The sequence below is a fragment of the Pseudomonas sp. URIL14HWK12:I6 genome (assembly GCF_000514195.1).
GTDB lineage: Bacteria > Pseudomonadota > Gammaproteobacteria > Pseudomonadales > Pseudomonadaceae > Aquipseudomonas > Aquipseudomonas putida_A.
The window spans coordinates 107916-131594 of sequence record NZ_AZVL01000012.1 but is presented as its reverse complement, the minus strand read 5'-3'; the positions used below and the strand labels follow the sequence as shown (position 1 = coordinate 131594).

At 61.3% G+C, this 23679-nt stretch carries 21 protein-coding genes; 7 read left to right on the top strand and 14 right to left on the bottom strand.

Features of this window, described 5'->3' with window-relative positions; all coding sequences use genetic code 11:
* Window positions 1–105 precede the first annotated feature (105 nt).
* From holA to leuS, 3 genes are all read right to left on the bottom strand, one after another.
* Window positions 106–1143, bottom strand: a complete 1038-nt coding sequence (gene holA / locus H043_RS0117280; RefSeq protein WP_003228535.1) for a DNA polymerase III subunit delta — start codon at window positions 1141–1143, stop codon at window positions 106–108.
* 39 nt (window positions 1144–1182) lie between these two features.
* Window positions 1183–1788, bottom strand: a complete 606-nt coding sequence (lptE, locus tag H043_RS0117275; protein WP_007960576.1) for an LPS assembly lipoprotein LptE — start codon at window positions 1786–1788, stop codon at window positions 1183–1185.
* 88 nt (window positions 1789–1876) lie between these two features.
* The gene (leuS, locus tag H043_RS0117270) at window positions 1877–4483 is read right to left on the bottom strand and encodes a leucine--tRNA ligase (RefSeq protein WP_027612890.1); all 2607 of its coding nucleotides are present in this window, start codon (window positions 4481–4483) and stop codon (window positions 1877–1879) included.
* 256 nt (window positions 4484–4739) lie between these two features.
* Between leuS and H043_RS0117265 the strand changes: the two genes are divergently transcribed.
* Complete coding sequence (locus H043_RS0117265; protein WP_027612889.1) at window positions 4740–5063, top strand: hypothetical protein; 324 nt, start codon at window positions 4740–4742, stop codon at window positions 5061–5063.
* 105 nt (window positions 5064–5168) lie between these two features.
* The gene (locus H043_RS0117260; RefSeq protein WP_027612888.1) at window positions 5169–5930 is read left to right on the top strand and encodes a YdcF family protein; all 762 of its coding nucleotides are present in this window, start codon (window positions 5169–5171) and stop codon (window positions 5928–5930) included.
* Window positions 5931–6102: 172 nt separating this feature from the next.
* On the opposite strand, the gene lnt is transcribed toward H043_RS0117260, so the two are convergent.
* The 5 genes from lnt to miaB form a co-directional block, all read right to left on the bottom strand.
* Entirely contained in the window at window positions 6103–7626 is a 1524-nt protein-coding gene (gene lnt / locus H043_RS0117255) for an apolipoprotein N-acyltransferase (RefSeq protein ID WP_027612887.1), read from the bottom strand.
* A 277-nt stretch (window positions 7627–7903) separates the two neighbouring features.
* Entirely contained in the window at window positions 7904–8743 is an 840-nt protein-coding gene (locus tag H043_RS0117250; protein ID WP_027612886.1) for an HlyC/CorC family transporter, read from the bottom strand.
* 5 nt (window positions 8744–8748) lie between these two features.
* Complete coding sequence (gene ybeY, locus H043_RS0117245) at window positions 8749–9243, bottom strand: rRNA maturation RNase YbeY (protein WP_027612885.1); 495 nt, start codon at window positions 9241–9243, stop codon at window positions 8749–8751.
* A complete protein-coding gene (locus H043_RS0117240) occupies window positions 9236–10234 on the bottom strand; it encodes a PhoH family protein (protein ID WP_027612884.1) in 999 nt (332 codons plus the stop codon). The genes ybeY and H043_RS0117240 overlap by 8 nt, the downstream gene beginning before the upstream one ends.
* Window positions 10235–10449: 215 nt before the next feature.
* Window positions 10450–11778: a tRNA (N6-isopentenyl adenosine(37)-C2)-methylthiotransferase MiaB gene (miaB, locus tag H043_RS0117235; RefSeq protein ID WP_027612883.1), complete on the bottom strand. Its 1329-nt coding sequence runs from the start codon at window positions 11776–11778 to the stop codon at window positions 10450–10452.
* 133 nt (window positions 11779–11911) lie between these two features.
* Between miaB and H043_RS0117230 the strand changes: the two genes are divergently transcribed.
* Window positions 11912–12241: a DUF1820 family protein gene (locus H043_RS0117230; protein ID WP_003185742.1), complete on the top strand. Its 330-nt coding sequence runs from the start codon at window positions 11912–11914 to the stop codon at window positions 12239–12241.
* Between the two features lie 124 nt (window positions 12242–12365).
* Here H043_RS0117230 and H043_RS0117225 read toward each other — a convergent pair whose 3' ends face one another.
* The 4 genes from H043_RS0117225 to H043_RS0117210 all read right to left on the bottom strand — a co-directional run bounded on the left by H043_RS0117225 (window position 12366) and on the right by H043_RS0117210 (window position 15884).
* Window positions 12366–12920 carry a tetratricopeptide repeat protein gene (locus tag H043_RS0117225; protein ID WP_003228518.1) on the bottom strand — a complete coding sequence of 185 codons (555 nt, stop codon included), beginning with the start codon at window positions 12918–12920 and terminating at the stop codon, window positions 12366–12368.
* A 225-nt stretch (window positions 12921–13145) separates the two neighbouring features.
* Window positions 13146–14429, bottom strand: coding sequence for a glutamate-1-semialdehyde 2,1-aminomutase (gene hemL, locus H043_RS0117220; protein ID WP_003228515.1), 1284 nt, complete (start codon window positions 14427–14429; stop codon window positions 13146–13148).
* 15 nt (window positions 14430–14444) lie between these two features.
* Window positions 14445–15068 (bottom strand): thiamine phosphate synthase, encoded by a 624-nt coding sequence (gene thiE / locus H043_RS0117215; protein WP_007960555.1) that lies wholly within the window; start codon window positions 15066–15068, stop codon window positions 14445–14447.
* Between the two features lie 18 nt (window positions 15069–15086).
* Window positions 15087–15884 (bottom strand): hydroxymethylpyrimidine/phosphomethylpyrimidine kinase, encoded by a 798-nt coding sequence (locus H043_RS0117210; protein ID WP_007960553.1) that lies wholly within the window; start codon window positions 15882–15884, stop codon window positions 15087–15089.
* A 304-nt stretch (window positions 15885–16188) separates the two neighbouring features.
* Between H043_RS0117210 and H043_RS0117205 the strand changes: the two genes are divergently transcribed.
* From H043_RS0117205 to H043_RS0117190, 4 genes are all read left to right on the top strand, one after another.
* Complete coding sequence (locus H043_RS0117205; RefSeq protein WP_027612882.1) at window positions 16189–18543, top strand: hybrid sensor histidine kinase/response regulator; 2355 nt, start codon at window positions 16189–16191, stop codon at window positions 18541–18543.
* Between the two features lie 97 nt (window positions 18544–18640).
* Window positions 18641–20290: an acyl-CoA dehydrogenase family protein gene (locus H043_RS0117200; protein ID WP_027612881.1), complete on the top strand. Its 1650-nt coding sequence runs from the start codon at window positions 18641–18643 to the stop codon at window positions 20288–20290.
* 182 nt (window positions 20291–20472) lie between these two features.
* Complete coding sequence (amn, locus tag H043_RS0117195) at window positions 20473–21972, top strand: AMP nucleosidase (protein WP_177325638.1); 1500 nt, start codon at window positions 20473–20475, stop codon at window positions 21970–21972.
* Window positions 21973–22042: 70 nt separating this feature from the next.
* Window positions 22043–22678, top strand: coding sequence for a pseudouridine synthase (locus H043_RS0117190; protein WP_027612879.1), 636 nt, complete (start codon window positions 22043–22045; stop codon window positions 22676–22678).
* Here the strand turns inward: H043_RS0117190 and H043_RS0117185 are convergent.
* Window positions 22673–22882: a DUF2788 domain-containing protein gene (locus tag H043_RS0117185; protein WP_003228500.1), complete on the bottom strand. Its 210-nt coding sequence runs from the start codon at window positions 22880–22882 to the stop codon at window positions 22673–22675. The two genes, H043_RS0117190 and H043_RS0117185, sit on opposite strands and share 6 nt — an antisense overlap.
* Window positions 22883–23070: 188 nt before the next feature.
* Entirely contained in the window at window positions 23071–23550 is a 480-nt protein-coding gene (locus tag H043_RS0117180; protein WP_008081091.1) for an Lrp/AsnC family transcriptional regulator, read from the bottom strand.
* Between the last annotated feature and the right edge of the window lie 129 nt (window positions 23551–23679).

Sequence of the window (23679 nt, the reverse complement as noted above, 5' to 3'; positions counted from 1 at the left end):
TTCGCGAGCAAGCCCGCTCCCACAGTCGACCGAGTTCTATCATGTGAATGCGATCGACTGTGGGAGCGGGCTTGCTCGCGAAAGGGCGTTATGCGGTTGAACGTCTTACTCGGCGGGCAGTGAAAGACGCTGGCCGGACATCAACAGCGCCAACCGGCTCAGGCTCATCCACGGCGAACCGGCGGCCTGACCCTTGATCTGCGCATCGATGCGCTGGGCTTCGAGCAACAACTGCGCCCAGCGTTGCGCCGAGTAGCGTTGCAGGGCTTTGCTCATCAGCGGTTTGCGCTTGTCCCAGACCGGAGGTTTCGCCTGGCTGAAGCACTTGTCCAGCGGCGTGCCCTGGCTGTACTGCAGCGAGATATTGGCCAGCAGGCGCAACTCCCGCGCCAGTGCCCAGAGAATCACCGGTGGCTCGACGCCTTCACCGCGCAGGCCTTCAAGCATGCGCAAGGCGTGGGCCGGTTCGCCGTTGAGTACGGCGTCGGTCAGGCCAAACACGTCGAAGCGCGCACTGTCGGCCACCGCGGCCTGCACGGTTTCGACGGTGATCTGCCCACCTTCGGCCATCAACTTGAGCTTTTCGATTTCCTGCGCGGCGGCGAGCAGGTTGCCCTCGACGCGTGCGGCGATCAGTTCGACCGCATCCTGGCTGGCCGACAAACCGGCTTGCGACAGACGCTGGCGGATCCAGCTCGGCAACTGGTTGGCATCCACCGGCCAGATCTGGATGAACTGGGTCTGCTGGCCTTCGACCAGGGCCTTGCCCCACTTGGTTTTCTGCGCACTGCCGTCGAGCTTGGGCAAGCTGATCAGCAGCACCGTGTCTTCAGCGGGGCGCGAGCAGTATTCGATCAGCGCGGCAGCGCCCTTGTCACCGGGCTTGCCCGAAGGCAGGCGCAGTTCCAGTAGGCGTTTTTCGGCGAACAGCGACATGCTGGCGCCGGCCTGCAACAAGGTCCCCCAATCGAAATTGGCGTCGGCGGCGAACACCTGGCGTTCGTCGAAACCTTGCTGGCGGGCAGCACTGCGAATGGCGTCGGCGGCTTCCTGGCACAACAGCGGGTCATCGCCGCTGATGATATAGACGGGCGCGAGCGCGCCTTGCAGGTGTTTGCCGAGTTGAGCGGGAGCGAGCTTCATAAGAGAGAACGAACGGGGCGCCTGAGCGCCCCGTACGTCTTACTGCTGCGGCAGTTCGAGCGGCGACTGACGCGGGGTTTCCGCTTCAGCCTTCTGTGCCGCCTTCAGCGCGTCGGCTTCAGCCCGGGCACGGTCGTTGGCCGCTTGCTGCAATTGCTGCAGTTGGCCCGGCGTCAGCTGTTGCAGGCGCAGCATCATGCGTTGAACCAGTTCGCGACGGGTTTCGCGACGGGCGTCGTTGGCTTCCTGATCGGAGCCGACGAGGTTGTTGCCGTCGTGGATGAACACTTTCTGCACTTCAAGCTTGTCGCTCAGCAGGTTCAGATTGTGTTCGCCTACGATGTCGTAGTTCAGCACGGTGGTCACTTGGTACTCACCCGTACGACCGGCGCCGGCGTAGCTGAGGATGCGCTGGTTTTCCTGTTCGTCAGCCAGATACAGCTTATACGGTGCACCGCTGTAGACCTTGACGCCGCTGGACTCGAGCACCTGACGCAGCTGGGTGACGGTCTCGCCATAAGCGTTACGGGCGCTCAGATCGAGCTCCTTGATCGACAGTTCGTTGGTGCCGGTGCCACGCAGCTGGAAACCGCAGGCGCTCAGCAGAACGGCGAGGCCCATCACCAGCAGATTGCGTTTGATCATTGTGTTGCTCCCCTTGAAACCATGTGGGCCGACCCTGCGGCCCGAAAGGTTTTACAGTGCGTCAGGCGAACCTGACGCCCAATCCAATTTAGCTGGCGACGATGTTAACCAGTTTCCCTGGTACAACGATCACTTTGCGAATGGTCAGACCGTCGACGAAACGCAGCACGTTTTCGTTTGCGCGGGCCGCCGCTTCAACTTCTTCGCGGGTGGCGCTGGCCGGCATTTCGATCTGGCCACGCAGCTTGCCGTTCACTTGAATGACCAGTTGCAGGCTGTCCTGCACCAGTGCGCTTTCATCGACCGCAGGCCAGCCGGCATCGATCACCGGGTCAGCGTGGCCCAGTTGATTCCACAGCTCATGGCTGATGTGCGGCGTGATTGGAGCCAGCAGCAACGTCACGGCTTCCAGACCTTCGTGAATCAGCGCGCGGTCCTGTTCGGAGCCTTGCGCGACTTTTTCCAGCACGTTCATCAGCGTCATCACCTGAGCGATGGCGGTGTTGAATTTGTGGTTCTGGCCGACGTCATGGCTGGCCTGTTTGATGGCCAGGTGGATGGCGCGGCGCACGGCTTTCTGCTCGTCGTTCAGGCCGGCGATGTCCAGCTTGCCCGGCAGGCCCTGAGTGACGTGGGCCTGCGCCAGGCGCCAGACGCGCTTGAGGAAACGGTGCGAGCCTTCAACGCCGGAGTCCGACCATTCGGCGCTCATGTCCGGCGGCGAAGCGAACATCATGAACAGGCGGCAGGTGTCGGCGCCGAACTGATCGATCATCGACTGTGGGTCGACGCCGTTGTTCTTCGACTTGGCCATTTTCTCGGTGCCACCGATTTCCACCGGCAAGCCGTCGGATTTCAATTTGGCGCTGATGACCTTGGCCTTGCTGTCACGCTCGAGTTCCACGTCCGCCGGGTTGAACCAGGTGTAGGCACCGTTGGCTTCGCGACGATAGTAAGTCTCGGCGATCACCATGCCCTGGGTCAGCAGGTTCTTGAACGGCTCGTTGGAGCTGACCAGACCTTCGTCACGCATCAGCTTGTGGAAGAAACGCGCGTACAGCAGGTGAAGAATGGCGTGTTCGATACCGCCGATGTACTGATCCACCGGCAACCAGTGGTCGGCCGCGGATTTTTCCACCAGGCCACCTTCGAAGTGCGGCGAGGCGTAACGGGCGTAGTACCACGAGGACTCGACGAAGGTGTCCATGGTGTCGGTTTCACGCTTGGCAGGCTGGCCGCATTTCGGGCAGCTGCACTCGTAGAATTCCGGCATGCGCGCCAGCGGCGAACCGGCGCCGTCCGGCACTACGTCTTCCGGCAGCACCACCGGCAACTGGTCTTCCGGCACCGGCACGTCACCGCAGGTGGCGCAGTGGATGATCGGAATCGGGCAACCCCAGTAGCGCTGACGGCTGATGCCCCAGTCGCGCAGGCGGAACTGGGTACGCGAGGCGCCGAGGTTTTTCTTGATCAGTGCAACTTCCATGGCATCGAACGCGCCAGCGAAGTCCAGACCGTCGAACTCGCCGGAGTTGATCAGCGTGCCGTGCTCGCCGTAGGCGTCTTGCCACGGAGCCGGGTTGGTGTCACCGGAGCTGGTGCGCACCACCGATTTGACTGGCAGGTTGTACTTGTGGGCGAATTCGAAATCGCGCTCGTCGTGCGCCGGAACTGCCATCACGGCGCCGTCGCCGTAGTGCATCAGCACGTAGTTGGCGACCCATACCGGAAGTTTTTCACCGGTCAGCGGGTGCTCGACGAACAGGCCGGTCGGCAGGCCTTTTTTCTCTTGAGTGGCGACGTCGGCTTCAGCCACGCTGCCGCCCTTGCATTCGGCGATGAAGGCTTGCAGCTCTGGGTTGTTCTGCGCTGCCTGGGTGGCCAGCGGGTGCTCGGCTGCCACGGCAACGTAGGTCGCGCCCATCAGGGTGTCCGGACGGGTGGTGAAGACCTTGAGGGTGCCTGCTGCGCCGATCGAGTCGACGTTGTACGGGAACTGTACTTCCATGCCGCGGGATTTGCCGATCCAGTTGCGCTGCATGGTCTTGACCTGTTCCGGCCAGCCAGTCAGTTCGTCGAGGCTCTCCAGCAGCTCATCCGCGTAAGCGGTGATCTTGAAGTAGTACATCGGGATTTCGCGCTTTTCGATCAGCGCGCCGGAGCGCCAGCCGCGACCATCGATCACCTGTTCGTTGGCCAGCACGGTCTGGTCGACCGGGTCCCAGTTCACGGTGCCGTTCTTGCGGTAGATCACGCCTTTTTCGAACAGGCGAGTGAACAGCCATTGTTCCCAGCGGTAGTAATCCGGCTTGCAGGTGGTCACTTCACGGGACCAGTCCACCGCCAGGCCCAGACTGCGCAGCTGGGACTTCATGTAGGCGATGTTTTCGTAGGTCCACTTGGCGGGCGCCACATTGTTCTTCATCGCGGCGTTTTCCGCCGGCATGCCGAAGGCGTCCCAACCCATCGGTTGCAGAACGTTCTTGCCTTGCATGCGCTGGTAGCGGGAGATCACGTCGCCGATGGTGTAGTTGCGCACGTGCCCCATGTGTAGCTTGCCGCTGGGGTAAGGGAACATCGACAGGCAGTAGTAGGTTTCCTTGCCTGGCTGTTCACTGACTTCAAAGGACTTTTGCTCGTCCCAGAACGACTGGGCGGCGGCTTCGATTTCACGGGGCTGATATTGTTCGTGCATGGCTACTTTTGTACTGGATAGGGGTGGCCTAATCCTCTTCAACGCGCCCTCCGGGGGATGCTCCGGACAGGCTGGAAGTGGAATGACAGGAAGCGCCGTAGCATACATGACCGCGCTTGGCCTAGGGAAACCCTGATTACAGCTGTCTGGCCCCGGAAAACCGTGGCGAGGGCCGTTGGTCGCGGCGTTCAGCCGGTTTGTGCAGCGGAGCTAAGCTCTTATTGGGGAGTGAGTCTTATCTTCAATGAGGTGAGGGATGGTGGAGCAACGGCAAAAAAACGTGACGAAACCCGAGTTGTACGAACGGTTGATGGATCGTCTGGGCATGGCGCTCGACGCTGCAAAAACCGCTGGCCGGCTGCGCGATGAGCGCCCCGTGGAACTGGAATTGCGTGGCTTGAGCCCCGCCGAGTTCAAACTGGTCAAGGCCTATCTGGATCGCAGTGAGCGTGAATCGCATGGATACCTGTCGCAGGCAGTGAAACAGCTCGATGCAGCACATTCAGCCAAGGTCATCTGGCTCAAGGACAAGGCGCCCGGCAGAGACATCGTAAAGGTTCGTTCTGTGCAGGCCAAGTAATCGCATGGCAGGTCAAGTAACGGATCTTTTCCAACAGGATCCTACCTATCGGTTGTAACGTTTCATTAACACTCTTAGGCTTCGGGCATCTCTGGAGATGCCCCGATGCCTTTGCGTTACTTCATCAAACAACTTCTATTGCCGCCTGGCATTCTTTTGCTGCTGTTGCTGGTCGCCTGGTGGCTGCGCCGCTCCCGGCCACGGCTGGCCGGTCTGTGTTTTGCCCTTGGCCTGGGTGGTTTCTGGCTGATGAGCCTGCCGGTGGTGGTGCAATGGGGCGCCAAAGCGCTGGAGCGTGAGCCGCCGCTGCCCCGTGAGTCGTGGTCGATATTGGCGCAGCGCGCCGATGCCATCGTGGTGCTGGGTTCCGGGCGCGAGCGCGGCGATCTGGCCTGGGGCGAGGACCAGCCAACCGGCGTGGGGCTGGAGCGTCAGCGCTATGCGGCGCGACTGGCCAAGGCCTCCGGGCTGCCGATTCTGACCAGCGGTGGCCTGCATTACGGCACGCCGCCGACCGAGGCGAAGCTGATGGCCGATTCGTTGCGCGATGATTTCGGCGTGACCACGCGCTGGCAGGAAGGCGAGAGCCGTACCACCTGGGAAAACGCCAAATTCAGCGCCGACATCTTGTTGCCCCAAGGCATCAAGCGCGTCGTGGTGGTCACGCAGGCCTGGCACATGCCGCGCGCCGTGTGGTGTTTCCAGCAGGCAGGATTCGAAGTGGTGCCGGCGCCCGTCGGGTTTCTCGGAACCGATAATGCGCGCCCGTTTGGTGGCTGGCTGCCGGAGTTCAAGTCGATCTGGCAGAGCGGACAGTTGCTGAATGAGGCGGTGGGGCAGGTGGGGTATTCGTTGTTTTACCGCTAAGAGCACTGTTTTGAGAGGACTTCTGTGGTGAGGGGATTTATCCCCGATGGGTGGCGAAGCCGCACCAAAACCTGCATCTCGGCCTTTCAGGTAAATCGAGTGCAATGGATTTGCGATGACTGCGTCATCGATCGGGGATAAATCCCCTCACCACAGTGTTTATGGATCGCTTTTAAAGGGTTTTCGACATCCGGCTTGCCATCAGCGCCCAGCCAAACAGCAGCACACAGACGATGATCAGCGGCCATGAACGCCATTGCAGGTACGGCGTCAGGTTGTGCATCGGCACCACTTCGCCATACAGAATGCCCTGTTCGAACTGCGGGATCTGCTCGGTGATCTGCCCGAACGGGTTGATCAGCCCAGTCACGCCATTGTTCGTAGCTCGGATCATCCAGCGGCCGGCCTCAAGTGCGCGCATTTGCGCCATTTGCAGGTGTTGCAGCGGGCCGATCGAGGTGCCGAACCAGGTGTCGTTGCTGATTGTCAGCAGCAGATCGCTGCGTGCCGACAGCCCAGCGGCGAATTCCGGGTACACCACTTCGTAGCAGATGAATGGCGCGATTTGATAACCCTTGGCCTGCAGCAGCGGCTGATCCGCCGGACCGCGAGCGAAGTCGGACATCGGCAAGTCAAAGAACGCGATCAACCCGCGCAGCAGATCCTGCAACGGTACATACTCACCGAACGGCACCAGTTTCTGCTTGAGGTAGGTGCCATCGCCTTCGCCGACCACGGTGATGCCGTTGAAGAAGCGTTTTTCGTGACGAACCGTCTCGCGGATCGGCACCCCGGTGATCAGCGCCGATTTACGCTCGGCGGCGAAGTTGCCCATCATGTTCAAGTAGCCCTCGGCGGACTCCTTGAGCACCGGTACCGCGGTTTCCGGCCAGATCAGCAGGTCCACCGGCTTCGAGCGAAAACTCAGGTCGCGATACAGCGCCAGTTGCGCATTGAGCTGCGCCGGATCCCACTTCATGCTTTGTTCGACGTTGCCCTGAATCGCGGCGACGCTCAGTGCCGGGCCGGAGGGACTGGTCCAGGCGTGACCCTTGAGCGCAATACCCGCCACCCACGGCCCGACCAGCAACACCAAACCGGCCGCGATAAAGCCTTTGCGACCGGATTGCAGCAGGCGCGGTGCGTTGTAGATCAGCGCGGCAGTCAGCGCCAGAACGAACGACACCAGCCACATGCCGCCTACCGGCGCGAGCCCGGCCAATGGGCCGTCGAGCTGGCTGTAGCCGGAGTAGAGCCACGGGAAACCGGTGAGGAACCAGCCACGAAACGCTTCCTGGCCGACCCACAGCGCGGCAAACGCCAGCGCATCGGCCAGCGGTGCTTCATTGCGGCGCAACCAGCGCGCCCAGACCCAGGCGGGCAGGGCGAAGAAAAACGCGATCGCAGCGGTAAATAGCAGCATCAGGAACCCGGCCAGCAGCACCGAGGCGCCACCGAAATGGTGGATGCTGTAGTAGATCCAGCTGGTGCCGGCGCCGAACAGGCCGAAACCGAAACACCAGCCACGGCCCAGCGCCTGACGCGGTTTCAGCTCGCGCAGGCCGGCGTAGAACAGCCCAACCGCCAGCAAAGCCAGCGGCCAGATGTTGAACGGGGCGAGGGCGAAGGTGGTGATTGCACCGGCCGCCACGGCCAGCAGGTTACCGGGCCAGCCGGGGCGGGTTGTCCAGCGCAGGGGGTATGTCATCAGCTATTTCCTGTATCGCGCCGGGTCTGCTGTTACGCAGGGCAAGGCGCGAGGAGTGAAGTTTGGTTTTTCAAATGAACGACGAGCAACGCAGCCCTGCGTAACAGCAGGCCCGGCCCTCCGGGTTACGCCTGAAAGCGGGCCATGCTGCGTTGCAGTCCTTGGAAAGGGAATGCCACTCCCTGCGGACTGCGCCTTGCCTGGCCCGCTTTCAGGCGCAACGCGATGCAGGAAATAGCTGATGACATACCCCAATCCTTAATGATTACCGGGCGATGGGTGTCAGTCGCAGCAAATGAATCCGACGGCTGTCGGCGTTCAGGATGCGGAAACGATAGGCGCCGATTTCAGTGATTTCGTTGCGTTTTGGCAAGTGCCCGAACGCGCTCATCACCAGACCGCCGACGGTGTCGAACTCGTCGTCGGAGAATTCGCTGTCGAAGAACTCGTTGAAGTTCTCGATCGGTGTCAGGGCCTTGATCAGGAAATCACCGCTGGGCAGCGGCTTGATGTAGCTGTCTTCTTCGACGTCGTGCTCGTCTTCGATGTCGCCGACGATCTGTTCCAACACGTCTTCAATCGTCACCAGGCCGGCGACGCCGCCGTATTCGTCGATGACGATGGCCATGTGGTTGTGGTTGGCGCGGAATTCACGCAGCAACACGTTCAGACGCTTGGACTCGGGCACGAAGGTGGCCGGGCGCAGCAGGTCCTTGATGTTGAAGCTGTCGCCGTTCTCCTTGAGGATCAGCGGCAGCAGATCCTTGGCCAGCAGCACGCCCATCACGTCGTCGTGGCTTTCGCCGATGACCGGATAGCGCGAGTGGGCCGAGTCGACCACGGCCGGGAGGAATTCACGGGGTGTCTGGTTCGCCTTGATGCTGATCATCTGCGAGCGCGGCACCATGATGTCGCGGACTTGCAGGTCAGCCACCTGAATGGCGCCTTCGACGATGGCCAGCGCTTCGCTGTCCAGCAGTTTGTTCTGATGTGCATCACGCAGCAGCTCAAGCAGCTCCTGACGGTTCTTCGGCTCGTGGGCAAAAGCCTGGGTCAGTTTACCCAGCCATGACTTCTGCCCGTTGCTCGATCGATCTTCGCTCATAGCGATTACTCTGAATCCTTTGTTGTAACGATAGGGGATGTATCGGCTTCGTCGTCCGCGTACGGATCGGGATAGCCCAGTTCGGCAAGCAACTCGCGTTCCAGTGCTTCCATTTCTTCGGCTTCGTCGTCATCTATATGGTCGTAACCGAGCAGATGCAAGCAGCCGTGAATGACTAGATGTGCCCAATGGGCCTGGAGTTCCTTGCCTTGCTCGGCAGCTTCGCGCTCGACCACGGCCACGCAGATCACCAGATCGCCGAGCAGCGGGATGTCGAGAAACTCGTCAGGGACTTCGGCCGGGAACGACAGGACGTTGGTCGCGTAATCCTTATGGCGCCAGGTGTGATTGAGCTCACGACCTTCTTCCTCGTCGACCAGACGAATGGTCATTTCCGAGTCGGCGCTGCGCTGGCGCAGGGCCAGTTCGCACCATTTGCGGAAGTCGGCTTCACTCGGGGCGTTCGCTTCGGTAGCGATTTGCAGATCCAGCTCAAGCATCGCGCGAGGTTTCCCTGGCGGCTTCGGCACGGGTCTCGAAGCGCTCGTAGGCCTCGACGATCCGCTGCACCAATGGATGGCGCACGACGTCTTTAGGCTGGAAGTGGGTGAAACTGATGCCCGGGACATCCTTGAGTACTTCGATCACATGATGCAGCCCGGACTTGGTGCCGCGCGGCAGGTCGACCTGGGTGATGTCGCCGGTGATGACCGCGGTGGAGCCAAAGCCGATCCGGGTCAGGAACATTTTCATCTGCTCGACGGTGGTGTTCTGGCTTTCGTCGAGAATGATGAAGCTGTTGTTCAGCGTACGACCGCGCATGTAGGCCAGCGGCGCGACTTCGATCACCTGGCGCTCGATCAGCTTGGCCACATATTCGAAGCCGAGCATTTCGTAGAGGGCGTCGTACAGCGGGCGCAGGTACGGGTCGATCTTCTGGCTCAGGTCGCCGGGCAGGAAGCCGAGTTTTTCACCCGCTTCAACCGCCGGACGTACCAGCAGGATGCGGCGGATCTGCTCGCGCTCCAGGGCATCGACGGCGCAAGCCACGGCCAGATAGGTCTTGCCGGTACCGGCCGGACCAATGCCGAAGTTGATGTCGTTGCCGAGGATTTCCTTCACGTAGCGCAGCTGATTCAAGCCGCGTGGGCGAATCATGCCTTTCTTGGTGCGCAGGGCGACGTAGGCTTCGGCGGGGGCGTGGTTGTCCAGTTCGACCACGGCCGATTCCTGGAGGAACAGGTGCACCATGTCTGGCGACAGCTCGGTACCCTTGGTTTCGCGGTACAGGCGGCGCAGCAGGTTTTCCGCAGACGTGGTGTGCTTGGGGTCGCCGATCAGCTCGAACTGGTTTCCGCGATTGCGGATCTCGATGGCCAGGCGCTGTTCGATCAAGCGCAGATGCTCGTCGAATTGCCCGCACAGATTGGCGAAGCGGCGAGCCTCAAAGGGCTCGAGGATAAAACGATGTGGTTCTATGGGTGCGTTCAAGGTCGTATTTAGCCGCCCTGGGGCAATTAAGATGAAATCAAGGATAACGCCAGTGGCGTGGGTGCGAAAGCTCTTATATGAACTCGCCCGATTCATGCCCCTGGCGCTGTACCTGTGGGAGCGAGCCTGCTCGCGAAGGCGGCGACACATTCAACATTGAGGTGTCTGACAGACCGCTTTCGCGAGCAGGCTCGCTCCCACAGGGATATGCGGTGTTATTGAATCAACGAGCCGCGCAGCGAGTGCGGTTGCGCCGCGTCGATGTGCACGTCGGCGAACTGGCCGATCAGGGTCGGATTATCGCAGCGGAAGTTGACGATACGATTATTCTCGGTACGCCCTTGCAGCTCGCCCGGGTCTTTCTTCGAGTAGTCGGTGACCAGAATGCGCTGGATCGAACCGACCATTTGTCGGCTGATCTCGAACCCTTGCTGATTCAAACGATGCTGCAAGGCGTTCAGGCGTTCTTTCTTCAGCTCTTCCGGGGTGTCGTCGGCCAGATCGGCCGCCGGGGTGCCCGGGCGCTGGCTATAGACGAACGAGTAGGAGAAGTCGAAACCGACGTCGGCAATCAGCTTCATGGTCTGTTCGAAGTCTTTCTCGGTCTCGCCAGGGAAGCCGACGATGAAGTCCGAACTGATGCAGATGCCCGGCACGGCAGCGCGCAGTTTACGCAGCTTGGATTTGTACTCCAGCGCGGTGTGGTTGCGCTTCATCGCCGCGAGGATCCGGTCGGAACCCGACTGCACCGGCAAGTGCAGGTGTTTGACCAGCTCCGGCACTTCGGCGTGGGCCTGGATCAGGCTGTCGGAGAACTCCAGCGGGTGCGAAGTGGTGTAGCGGATGCGGTCGATGCCGTCGACAGCGGCGACCACGCGGATCAGCTCGGCCAGATCGGCCAGACGCCCTTCGTGGGTCAGGCCGCGATAGCCGTTGACGTTCTGCCCGAGCAAGGTGACTTCACGCACGCCGTTCTCGGCGAGGTGGATGATCTCGGCGATCACGTCATCGAACGGCCGGCTGACTTCTTCGCCACGGGTGTAGGGCACCACGCAGAACGTGCAGTATTTGCTGCAGCCTTCCATCACCGACACGTAAGCGCTCGGGCCGTCGATGCGCGGCTCGGGCAGGTGGTCGAATTTTTCGATTTCCGGGAACGAGACGTCGACTTGCGGCAACTTGCTGCTGCGTGCGGCGTCGATCATTTCCGGCAGACGGTGCAGGGTCTGCGGGCCGAAGACCACGTCGACATACGGGGCGCGATCACGGATCGCCGCACCTTCCTGGCTGGCGACGCAACCACCGACGGCGATCACCATGTCCGGGTTGGCCAGTTTCAGTTCGCGCCAGCGGCCGAGCTGCGAGTACACCCGATCCTGAGCACGTTCGCGGATCGAGCAGGTGTTGAGCAGAATCACGTCGGCGTCTTCGGCACGGGCGGTGACTTCCAGGGCCTGATGTTCGCCCAGCAGATCGACCATGCGCGAGCTGTCGTACTCGTTCATCTGGCAACCGTGGGTTTCGATGTAAAGCTTCTTGGCCATGGAGTAAGGTCGTCACCTGATTCAAAGAACCGCGCATTATAGGGAACAAGCCCTCAGGTTCCTACCGCTGTGCGTCCGGTGGCTATGCTATAGTTTGCGCCCTCATTTTTATCCCCGATGTTATCCCCCCGCCATGACCAAACGCGAAGCTCCAATCTATAAGGTGATTTTCCTCAACCAGGGCCAGGTGTTCGAAATGTACGCCAAGCAGATCTATCAAAGTGATCTGTGGGGTTTTCTGGAAGTGGAAGAGTTCGTCTTTGGCGAGCGCACGCAAGTGGTGGTCGATCCGAGCGAAGAGAAGCTCAAGGCGCAGTTCGAAGGCGTGGTGCGCAGCTTCGTGCCGATGCATTCGATCGTGCGCATCGACGAGGTGGAACGTCTGGGCACCCCGAAAATCAGCGAAGCCCGTGGCGCGGTCGGCAATGTGATGCCGTTTCCGATGCCGATGCCTGAGAAGTAGGGCTCAGAACCGCGTCGCCCCCTTCGCGAGCAGGCTCGCTCCCACAAAAGATCTTCGCAGCGCTGGAGATCAAATGTGGGAGCGAGCCTGCTCGCGAATGGGGATAGTCAGAGCAAAGCAGAAATCAGGGAAGTGGCGAAAACGGCGTACGCCCATCTGCGCTCTGCAGTTCCATCAGGTATTTACGGAAAATTTGCCCGAGCACCTGAGTCGCGGTTTCGAGGTCTTCGCGGGACATTTTTTCGGAGACTTCGTCGGCGGTGTCCAGCGCATCTTCGGCGCCGTTGACCGCGGCCATCTTCAGCACGATGTACGCCTGAATGTTGTTGGCCTGCACGCCTTCGCCGTGGAAGAACATGGTGCCAAGCTTGAACTGCGCCTGAGCGTGGCCTTGCAGCGAGGCTTTTTCGAAATAGCTCAGGGCTTGATTGAGATCGCGTGGCGCATTCTTGCCGTCGTAGTAGAACTCACCCAACTCGTATTGCGCTTGCGCATCCCCTTCGTCCGCCGCTTTCTGACAGGCGGCCAGTGCCTGCGTGACGTCTTGCGGCTGAGTGTTGAGGGTGCAACGACCCATCGCCGGGATCAACAACGAGTTGCCGCCTGCTTGTGCATGCGCGAGCAGGGGCTGAAGGAGCAACAGGCAGCCCAAGGCAAGGGTGCGGCCGGTGCGGTTCATGGGAATCGACTTACCTCTGAAGGGCACGCGGACCCATCGAGGGATCCAATAAGCGCGCATTATGAAATAAGCAGGGCCAACCTTACAAAGTCTTTACTCGTTTTTCTGCTGCGCGGGGAATATATCGGCCACTTTCTGCTGGATTTTTAGCAGAGGCGTGGGAAAAAGAGCTTGGGTGTAGGTGAAAGCTGACGCTGGCCATGGCCAACGTCAGCGGTACGGCGATTACTTCAGTGCAGCGAAGGCACGTTCGGCAGCGTCCAGAGTGATTTTCAGCTCGGTTTCGCCGTGGGCGATCGAGGTGAAACCGGCTTCGAATGCACTCGGTGCCAGGTACACGCCACCTTCCAGCATCAGGTGGAAGAAGCGACCGAACAGTGCTGCGTCGCTGGCCATCACGTCTTCAAAGGTGACGATGTCGTCGGCGCCGCTGAAGTACAGGCCGAACATGCCACCCGCTTGCGTGGTCACGAACGGAATGCCCGCGGCATCAGCGCGTTGTTGCAGACCGTCGAGCAGGCGGGTGGTGTAGTCGGTCAGCTCGGCGTGGAAACCCGGACGGCTGATCAGACGCAGCGTGGTCAGACCGGCGGCCATCGCCAGTGGGTTACCCGACAGGGTGCCGGCCTGATACACCGGGCCCAGCGGCGCGATGCGTTCCATGATTTCACGCTTGCCGCCGAAGCAGCCGACCGGCATGCCGCCGCCGATGATCTTGCCGAAGGTGGTCAGATCCGGGGTTACGCCGTAGTGCGCCTGGGCACCGCCGAGGGCGACGCGGAAACCGGTCATCACTTCGTCGAAAATCAGCACCACGCCATGCTTGTCGCACAGCGCACGCAGGCCTTCGAGAAAACCCGGTGCTGGCGGTACGCAGTTCATGTTGCCAGCGACTGGCTCGACGATGATGCAGGCGACGTCCTGACCGACTTCGGCGAGCATCTTCTCCACGGCGTCGATGTCGTTGAACGGCAGGGTCAGGGTGTGTTTGGCGAACGCGGCCGGTACACCGGCGGAGCTTGGCACGCCCTGGGTCAGCGCGCCGGAACCGGCCTTGACCAGCAGGCTGTCGGAGTGACCGTGGTAGCAACCTTCGAACTTGATGATGCTGTCACGACCGGTGTAACCACGGGCCAGACGAATCGCGCTCATGGTCGCTTCGGTGCCGGAGCTGACCATGCGCACCATGTCCATCGACGGTACCAGCGAGCAGACCAGGTCGGCCATCTCGGTTTCCATCGCGGTCGGCGCGCCGTAGGACAGGCCGTGTTGCAGTTGATTGCGCACTGCGTCGAGCACGTCCGGGTGGCTGTGGCCGAGGATCATCGGCCCCCACGAACCGACGTAATCCACATAACGCTTGTCGTCTTCGTCAGTGACGTAGGCGCCTTCGGCATGCTTGAAGAACAGCGGCGTGCCGCCCACGCTCTTGAACGCGCGAACCGGCGAGTTCACGCCACCGGGAATGTGTTTCTGGGCATTGGCAAACAGGGTTTCGGAACGAGACATGTTCGGGCTCTCAAATCAGATTTTCAGAAGTTCGTTGAAGGCGCGGGCGCGGCGGGTCACTTCGGCGGTGCTTTCGGCACCGAACAAACCGTGGACCACCGCCAGCAGGTCGACCCCGTGGGCCACCAGCGGCGCGGCGTTGTCGAGGGTGATGCCGCCAATCGCGCAGACCGGCAGATGCAGCTTGCGTTTGGCCTCGTCGAGCAGATCGAGGCTGCAGCTTGGCGCGCCGGGTTTGGTGTTGGAATTGAAGAAGCGACCGAAGGCGACATAGCTCGCGCCTTCCTTGGCGGCCTGTTCAGCCAATTCAAGCTGCGCGTGGCAGGTCGACCCGATGATGGCCTTGGAGCCGAGCAGGGCGCGGGTCGGCGACAGCGGGCCATCGGTCTGCCCCAGGTGCACGCCGACGTTGAGGCGCGCGGCCAGCTCGGCGTCATCGTTGATGATCAACTGCGTCTTGTAGCGTTCGCACAGATCGCGCAGCGCTTCGGCCTCGCGCAGACGGCGGGCCTCGTCGCTGCTTTTGTCGCGGTATTGCAGCAGGGTGACGCCGCCTTCCAGCGCCGCCTCCACATACGACAGAAACTTGCCCGCCAGCAATTGGCTGTCGGTGATGGCGTACAGGCCACGGAGTTTCATCAGGCAGACCTCACGACGTTACGAGCAAAAATCCAGCGGCAGGCGACGCGGCACGAACTGGCCTTTGCCCAGTTGTTCGGCATCGCGCAGGGTGCGCCAGGTGTAATCCAGTGCAGTACGCACCGCGCTGGCGAGGTTTTCACCTTGGGCCAGCCGACCGGCGAGGGCGCTGGCTAATGTGCAGCCGGAACCGTGATAACTGCCCGGTAAACGCTGGCAATAGAAGGTTTCACGCAGGCCGTCACGGCTGTACAGGCGATTGTGGATTTCAGTTTCGTCGCCATGGCCGCCGGTGATCAGCAGGTTTTTGACGAACGGCAGGAGTTTTTCAGCGCACTCATCCGCGGTGCCTTCGGGCAGTTCGGCGAGAATCCGCGCTTCGGGCAGGTTGGGGGTGGCAATGATCGACAGCGGCAGCAGACGCTCGCGCATCGCATAACCGACTTCGTCCTTGCCCAGGCGTCCGCCGCCGCCGGCACGCAGCACCGGGTCGCAGACTACCGGCAGGTGCGGGTGCGCCGAAAGCAGTTCGACCACGGTGTCGACCATTTCCAGCGAGCCGAGCATGCCCAGTTTGACCGCAGCGACTTCGGAGTCGTTGAGCACGGCATTGGCCTGGGCCAGTACCCACTCACGGTCGAGGACGCGGAAGTCAGTGACGTTGACGGTGTCTTGCACGGTCAGGGCGGTGACGGCCGGAGCCGCATGGCAACCCTGCGCAAGCAGGGCTTCGATATCTGCCTGCAAGCCGGCGCCACCACTGGGGTCGTGGCCGGAGAGACAGAGGACAACGGGGCGGGAGCTGTAGATATTCATGGTGCGCGAGCTTACCACCAAAGCTGAATTTGGGGTTCAGTCCCGATCGAGCTTGTCATCACAAAAGCATTCACAATGTCTGCTGCTTTGCTGAGTTGACCAACTCAACAGCTCTAGCCCGCTGCTTTGCTCTGAAACGCCCGTTCTAGAGCCTTTGTAGGAAAAATTTCGATGGTGCTCAATGGCCATCAACGGCTATGCTAGTCTGGATCCAAACCAATAACAGGTAATACCGGTTTTACGTCTACTCAAAGGGAATGGGGGGGCTTCCTGACACAACCGGACGAGCCACGCTGGGGCTTCAATGCGCTATTTGCTGATGTTGCTGTTCTGCTTGCCCCTCCTCGCAAGCGCCGTCGAGTTCGACGAAAATACCCAGAGCCTTCCCCTGGGCCGCTCCTTGCAAGTGTTCGAAGACCCGAGCGGTCAGGCGAACATCGCCGACGTCCGCGCTCAAGCGGCGGCGGGCAATTTCAAACCCCATGACAAAGCCACGCTCAATGCCGGTTACTCGCGCTCGGCGTTCTGGCTGAAGATCGACCTGCATTACCGTCCGAACAACCCGGCCGCGCAGCGCACCTGGCTGCTGGAGCTGGCGTATCCGCCGCTCGATCACCTCGACCTTTATATGGCCGATGCCAATGGCGACTATCGGCTGATCCGGCAGACCGGCGACGCCTTGCCCTTTGCCAGCCGCGAGATCCGCCAGAACAATTACCTGTTCGACCTGACCTTCGCCCCTGACCAGCAAAAAACCGTGTACCTGCGCTTGGCCAGTGAAGGTTCGATTCAGGCGCCGGTGACGTTATGGTCGAGCACCGCGTACCTCGAAGATCAACCGGTGCGCCTGTATGTGCTGGGGATCATCTATGGCGTGCTGCTGGGGATGCTGGTCTACAACCTGTTCATCTACCTGAGCGTGCGCGACACCAGCTACCTCTATTACATCTTCTACATCGCCTCGTTCGGCCTTTATCAACTGTCGGTAAACGGCGCGGCGGTCGAGTATTTCTGGCCGGACAATCCGTGGTGGGCCAACGCCGCCACACCGTTTTTCATCGGTTGCGCCGGGTTGTTCGGCAGCCAGTTCGCCCGCAGTTTCCTGCAGACCAGAACCCACAGCCGCTGGCTCGACTATCTGCTGATCGCCCTGATCGCGTTCGGCGCGCTGGTGGTCGGGTTGTCGCTGATGACCAGTTACGCATTGTCGTTGCGCCTGGCGACCCTGTTGGCGCTGGTGTTCACCGTGGTGATCTTCGCCGCGGGGATTCTCGCCTGGTGGCGTGGCTTGCGGGTGGCGCGTTATTTCATCATTGCCTGGTCGGCATTCCTGCTCGGCGGCATCGTCAATACGCTGATGGTGCTGGGCCTGCTGCCGAACGTGTTCCTGACCATGTACGCCAGTCAGATCGGTTCGGCGATCGAAGTCGCGCTGCTGTCGCTGGCGCTGGCTGATCGCATCAACGCGATGCGCGAACAACAGGCGCAAACCCTGTTCGATGCCGGGCAGAAGCTCGAAGTGCTCAACCAGCAACTGGCCCACAGCAACAAGCTCAAGGATGAATTCCTCGCGACCCTGACCCACGAATTGCGCACGCCGATGAACGGTGTGATCGGTTCGCTGGAACTGATGCAGACCGTCGAGCTGGAGCCTGAACTGGAGCAATACCAGCAAACCGCTGCCGGCTCCGCCCGGGACATGATGCGCATGGTCAACGGCATCCTCACCCTCACCGAATTGCAGGCCGGCAAGCTCAAGGCGACGCCGGGCAGCTTCAGTCTGCGCGCGGTGGTCGAGGCCTTGCGCGTGCAGTTCGACGGCAACGCGGCGAGCAAGTCGCTGGACTTCAAAGTCGAGGTGCTGCCGACCCTGCCGGATCGCTTGCACGGCGACAGCGCAAAACTGGCGCAATGCCTGGAGTGCCTGCTGGACAACGCGATCAAGTTCACCCGGGTCGGCGGTCTGGCGCTGCGGGTCACTGGCAAACCGGCGACGGACAACCGCCTGGCGCTGTCGTTTGCGGTCATCGATACCGGCATAGGTTTCACCGATCTGGGCGAGGCGACGATGTATCAGCGCTTCTTCCAGCTCGACGGCTCGATGACCCGCGAATACGGCGGCCTGGGCGTGGGGCTGGCGATCTGTCGGCAACTGGTGGAACTGCTCGGCGGCAAGCTGACTCACCGCTCCCAGCCTGGCAGCGGCAGCCGTTTTCAACTGGATGTCGAGTTCGAGCTACCGCAGCTCGAAGCGGCGCCAACTCCGGAAGCGCTGCACGAGCGCAGCCGTGCACCGCAGGACTGCACGGTGTTGCTGGTGGACGACAACAGCGTCAACCAATTGGTGATGCGCGGCATGCTGCTCAAACTGGGATTCCGCGTACGCACTGCGGACAACGGCGTGGCGGCGCTGGAGTGTCTGCAACGGGAAACCTTCGACGCGGTGCTGATTGATTGCCAGTTGCCCAATCATGAAGGCGCGTCGTTGTGCTGCCAGATTCATGGGTTGCCCGGCTGCGCCAATCTGCCGGTGTTCATGCTGGCGCTGGGCACGGATCGCGAGCACTGCGCGCCGGGTACGCGCATCGATTACCTGAACAAACCGGTGAAATTCGAAGACCTGCAGACGGCGCTGGAGCGTCGGGTGCTCAGCGCGTAATAGGGTGAAAGCGCCGACAGTTCGGCGCATATGACACTTTGATCAACCGCGGGCCGGTGCTTAACTGAATCCCTTGGCTGACCAAAGGAGCCCCGTCATGAACCTGCATCAGTTCGCCGAAACCCACGAAGTCACCAACCAGCCGCCATCGCTGGACGGTGCCAACCTGTACCGCATCGACCTGCCATTGCAGGAGTGGTCGCGCCGCTTTGGCGCCGGGTGGGCCGAGTCGCGGATCGATGCCTACGGTGCTCTGGCCGGTGGGCCGTTGATGGCGGCCGGGTTCCTTGCCAATCAGAACAAACCGGTGTTCGTCAGTCATGACCGCTACGGTCATCGCATCGATCTGGTGGAATTCCATCCCGCTTATCACGAGCTGATGCGCACCGCAATCGAACATGGCCTGACCTCATCACCCTGGACCCATCCGCAGGACGGCGCGCATGTCGCCCGCGCCTCGATGAGCTATCTGCACAGCCAGGCCGAGGCCGGCAGCGGTTGCCCGTTGACCATGACTTTCGCCAGTGTCCCGGCCATGCGTTTGCAGCCGGATCTGGCCGAACAGTGGTTGCCGAAAATCCTCGCCACCGAATACGACCCGCGCAACGTCGGCATGGCGCACAAGGCCGGCGTGACCATCGGCATGGCGATGACCGAGAAACAGGGCGGCACCGACGTGCGCGCCAATACCACCAAGGCCTATCCGGTCGGTGCCAGTGGCCCGGGGCAGGCCTATGAACTGGTCGGGCACAAGTGGTTCTGCTCGGCGCCGATGTGCGATGCATTCCTGACGCTGGCGCAGACCGACAAGGGCCTGACCTGCTTCCTGCTGCCGCGCCATCGCCCCGACGACACGCGCAATCAGTTCTACATCCAGCGCCTGAAAAACAAACTCGGCAACCAGTCCAATGCCTCCAGTGAAGTGGAATTCCGTGGCGCTTTGGCGTGGATGGTCGGCGAAGAGGGGCGTGGCGTGCCGACCATCATCGAGATGGTGGCGATGACCCGTTTCGATTGCATGGTCGGCTCCAGCTCGCTGATGCGTCAGGCGCTGACCCAGGCCAGCCACCACTGCGCGCACCGCAAGGTCGGCGGCAAACTGCTCAGCGAACAGCCGTTGATGCAGAACGTGCTGGCCGATCTGGCGCTGGAAAGCGAGGCCGCACTTGCGCTGAGCCTGCGCATGGGCAAGGCGCTGGATCATCTGGATGACCGCCACGAAGCGCAATTCGCCCGCCTGGTGACGGCGGTGGGCAAATACTGGATCTGCAAACGTGCCCCCGGAATGATCAACGAAGCCGCCGAGTGCATGGGCGGTGCCGGGTATGTCGAGGAGAGCATCCTGCCACGGCTGTATCGCGAAGCGCCGGTCAACTCGACGTGGGAAGGCTCGGGCAATGTGCAGTGCCTCGACGTGTTGCGCGCACTGTCGAAAGAACCGGGTGTGCTCGACGTGTTGTTCAGCGAATTGGGCGATGGGCACGGCGACAAGCGCCTGGCCGCGCATATCCAGCAGTTGCAGGCGCAGTTCAAGGACACCAGCGATATTCAGTATCGGGCGCGGCAACTCACCGAAGACATCGCGCTCGGTTTGCAGGCCAAGCTATTGCTGGAGGCCGGCAACTCGGCGGTCAGCGACGCGTTCATTGCCAGCCGCCTGAGTGGTGGCGGCCGGGTCTACGGTGCATTGCCGCGTGGGCTGGACGTCGAAGCTATCGTCGCTCGCTCAACCCCGCAAGGTTTCTGACCCACCACGCATCCCCCATGTGGGAGCGAGCCTGCTCGCGAAAGCGGTGTATCAGTCGACATCTTTGTGAATGACCCACCGCATTCGCGAGCAGGCTCGCTCCCACAGGGTATCTCCATAGATGGGAAGATTTGGGTACACCCACAACGCCACTGTTCCCGTGAGACCACGATGCAGGCAAGATGAAGCTCTGCAAGTCAGAACACAGGAAGCTGATCGTGACCGAAGCGTTTATTGTCGTTCAAACCGCCGAACAAGCCGTGGATCGTCTGGCCGAGCTGCATGAGCGGGCCACCACTGCGCTCAACTCGGCGCTCAAGCGTTACCTCAAGGATCGCGTCGAGCCTGACGCCGAACAGCGTGCCCTGTTTCGTTATCCCGAACTGCGTCTGACCTACCTGTGTCAGGGCGAAGTCCCGCAGACCACCCGCGCCTACGCCAAGGTGCAACTGCCGGGCACCTACAGCGTCACCGTCACCCATCCCAAGGCGTTCCGCAAATACCTGCTGGAACAACTGGTGCCGTTGATGCACGACTTCACCGTGACCGTGGAAGTCGGCGTCAGTCAGCAGAATATTCCATACCCGTACGTGGTCGAGCAGGGCGATGAGCTGGCCGGCTCCGGCGTCACCGCTGCGGTGCTGGCGCGAGTGTTCCCGAGTACCGACCTGTCCGCCGCCACCGATGGCATCGCCGACGGTCTCTACGACTGGGAAAACACCGATCCGCTGCCACTGGCGCTGTTTGACGCCGCGCGCGTCGACTTCTCCCTGCGTCGCCTGGTGCACTACACCGGCAGCGACTGGCGGCATGTGCAGCCGTGGATTCTGCTGACCAACTATCACCGCTACGTCGACCAGTTCATCGTTCATGGCCTGGAACAACTGCGCAACGACCCGCGTTTCGTGCGCATGGTTTTGCCGGGCAACGTGATCATCGAGAAAGGCATGGATCACGGCGAAGCGTCGGCGATTGCCGCCGGCGTGGTCTGGCACCGCTACCAGATGCCGGCCTATCACCTGATCGCCAACGACGGCCATGGCGTGACCCTGGTCAACATCGGCGTCGGCCCGTCCAACGCCAAGAACATCACCGACCACCTGGCGGTGCTGCGCCCGCATTGCTGGCTGATGATCGGTCACTGCGGCGGGCTGCGGCAGTCGCAGACCATCGGCGACTATGTGCTGGCCCACGCCTACATGCGCCGCGACGGGATTCTCGACCGCGTGGTGCCGCCGAACATTCCGATCCCGGCGCTGGCCGAAGTGCAACTGGCGCTGCAGCAAGCCGCGGCTAACGTCACTGGAGAAAAAGGCGAAGAGCTGAAAAAGCGCCTGCGCACCGGCACCGTGCTGACCTACGACGACCGTAACTGGGAACTGCGCTGGGCGCAGGAGCGTCCGCTGATCAACCTGTCCCGGGCCGTGGCGGTGGACATGGAAAGCGGCACCATCGCCGCCCAGGGTTATCGCCTGCGAGTGCCTTACGGCACGTTGCTGTGCGTTTCGGACAAGCCGCTGCACAGTGAAATCAAGCTGCCGGGTTCGGCCAACGCGTTCTACGAGCGCGCGGTCAGCCAACACTTGAAGATCGGCATCGCGGCGGTGGATCTGCTGCGCACCGAACTCAATTCGCTGCACTCGCGCAAACTGCGCAGCTTCGACGAGCCGCCGTTCCGCTGATTTGTTGATGGTCATTTAACGGTCGGGCTACTAGCATTAGCAGCCCTGACCGTTAGATGTTTGTTCTCTTATGTCCCGTCCCCCGCGTCCTCCTTCCCGCCGCCCTGGCGCGAAGCCTTCCCCCTCAGCTCCACGCCGTGTCGCCAAGGCGCCGCCGGCCGAGCCGAAGCTGATCCTGTTCAACAAGCCATTCGATGTGCTGACGCAGTTCAGCGACGAAGGCGGGCGGGCGACGCTCAAGGATTACATTGACGTGCCCGGTATCTATCCGGCCGGACGCCTTGATCGCGACAGCGAAGGCTTGTTGTTGCTGACTAATGACGGCCAGTTGCAGGCGCGCATCGCTGATCCGAAACATAAACTGGCGAAGACTTACTGGGTGCAGGTCGAAGGCGTGCCGACAGGCGAGCAGTTGCAGCGTCTGCGCGAAGGTGTCGAGTTGAATGACGGCAAGACTTTGCCTGCCGAGGCGCGGCAACTGGAAGAACCTGAACTGTGGCCACGCAATCCGCCGGTACGCTTTCGCAAAAGCGTGCCGACCAGTTGGCTGGAGCTGGTGATTCGTGAAGGACGCAACCGTCAGGTACGGCGGATGACCGCAGCGGTGGGGCTGCCGACGTTGCGGCTGGTGCGGGTACGGATTGGCGACTGGACGCTCGAAGGGCTCGATCAGGGCCAGTGGAAGGAAGTGCCGGCGCGGTTATAGAGCGCCGGATTCGATCAGGCCGATCACCACACTCTTGATGATGAACGCGGCCACGCCCAGGCCCAGCACGAAGAACAAAATGAACGAGCCGAAGCGCCCGGCCTTGGACTTCTTCGCCAGATCCCAGACGATGAAACCCATGAAAATGATCAGGATGCTGACCAGGCCAGTCATCATCCACTCTTCGAATACTGCAGGATCCATCGGGCATCTCCGGCGCGCACAGGGCTGAAAGGGCTGGGCGACTATACGCCGAGGGTGGCAGGGCCGCATTGACCTGTGTCGGTGTGCCGCAGTTATGGGGTGCCTGTACCGGCCTCTTCGCGAGCAAGCCCGCTCCCACATTTGGAATGCATTTCCCTGTGGGAGCGGGCTTGCTCGCGAAAGCGATGTCAGTTGCGCAGATGAGTCAGCGGCAGTTCGGTGCTGTTGAGCACCTGATTCAGCACAAAACTCGAACGCACGCTGGTCACCCCTTCAATCCGGGTCAGATGCCCCAGCAGCAGCTTCTGATAGTGATCCATATCCGGCACCACCACTTTCAACTGATAGTCGGCATCCACGCCGGTCACCAGGCTGCATTCCAGCACCTGCGGCAAGGTGCGGATCGCCGCTTCGAAATTCTCGAAGCGCTCCGGGGTGTGCCGGTCCATGCCGATCAGCACGTAGGCGGTCAGGCTCAGGCCGAGCATCTTGCGATCGAGCAGGGCGACCTGGCGCGAGATGTAGCCGTCGTCCTCCAGTTGTTTGACCCGGCGCGAGCAGGGCGAGGGCGACAGACCGATGCGCTCGGCCAGTTCCTGGTTGGAGATGCGGGCGTCGCGCTGCAATTCCGCCAAAATACTCAGGTCGTAACGGTCGAGTTTGCTCATGAATCAGTCCTTGGTTGTAACTATTGCGGCGGATTATCTATCCAGGGTTAAAAATTGCGCAAGCAGTGTTTATTTGAGCAATCTTCGCAATCCTCTGTCGCGTCTTGCGGCCTATTCTTATCACCAGAA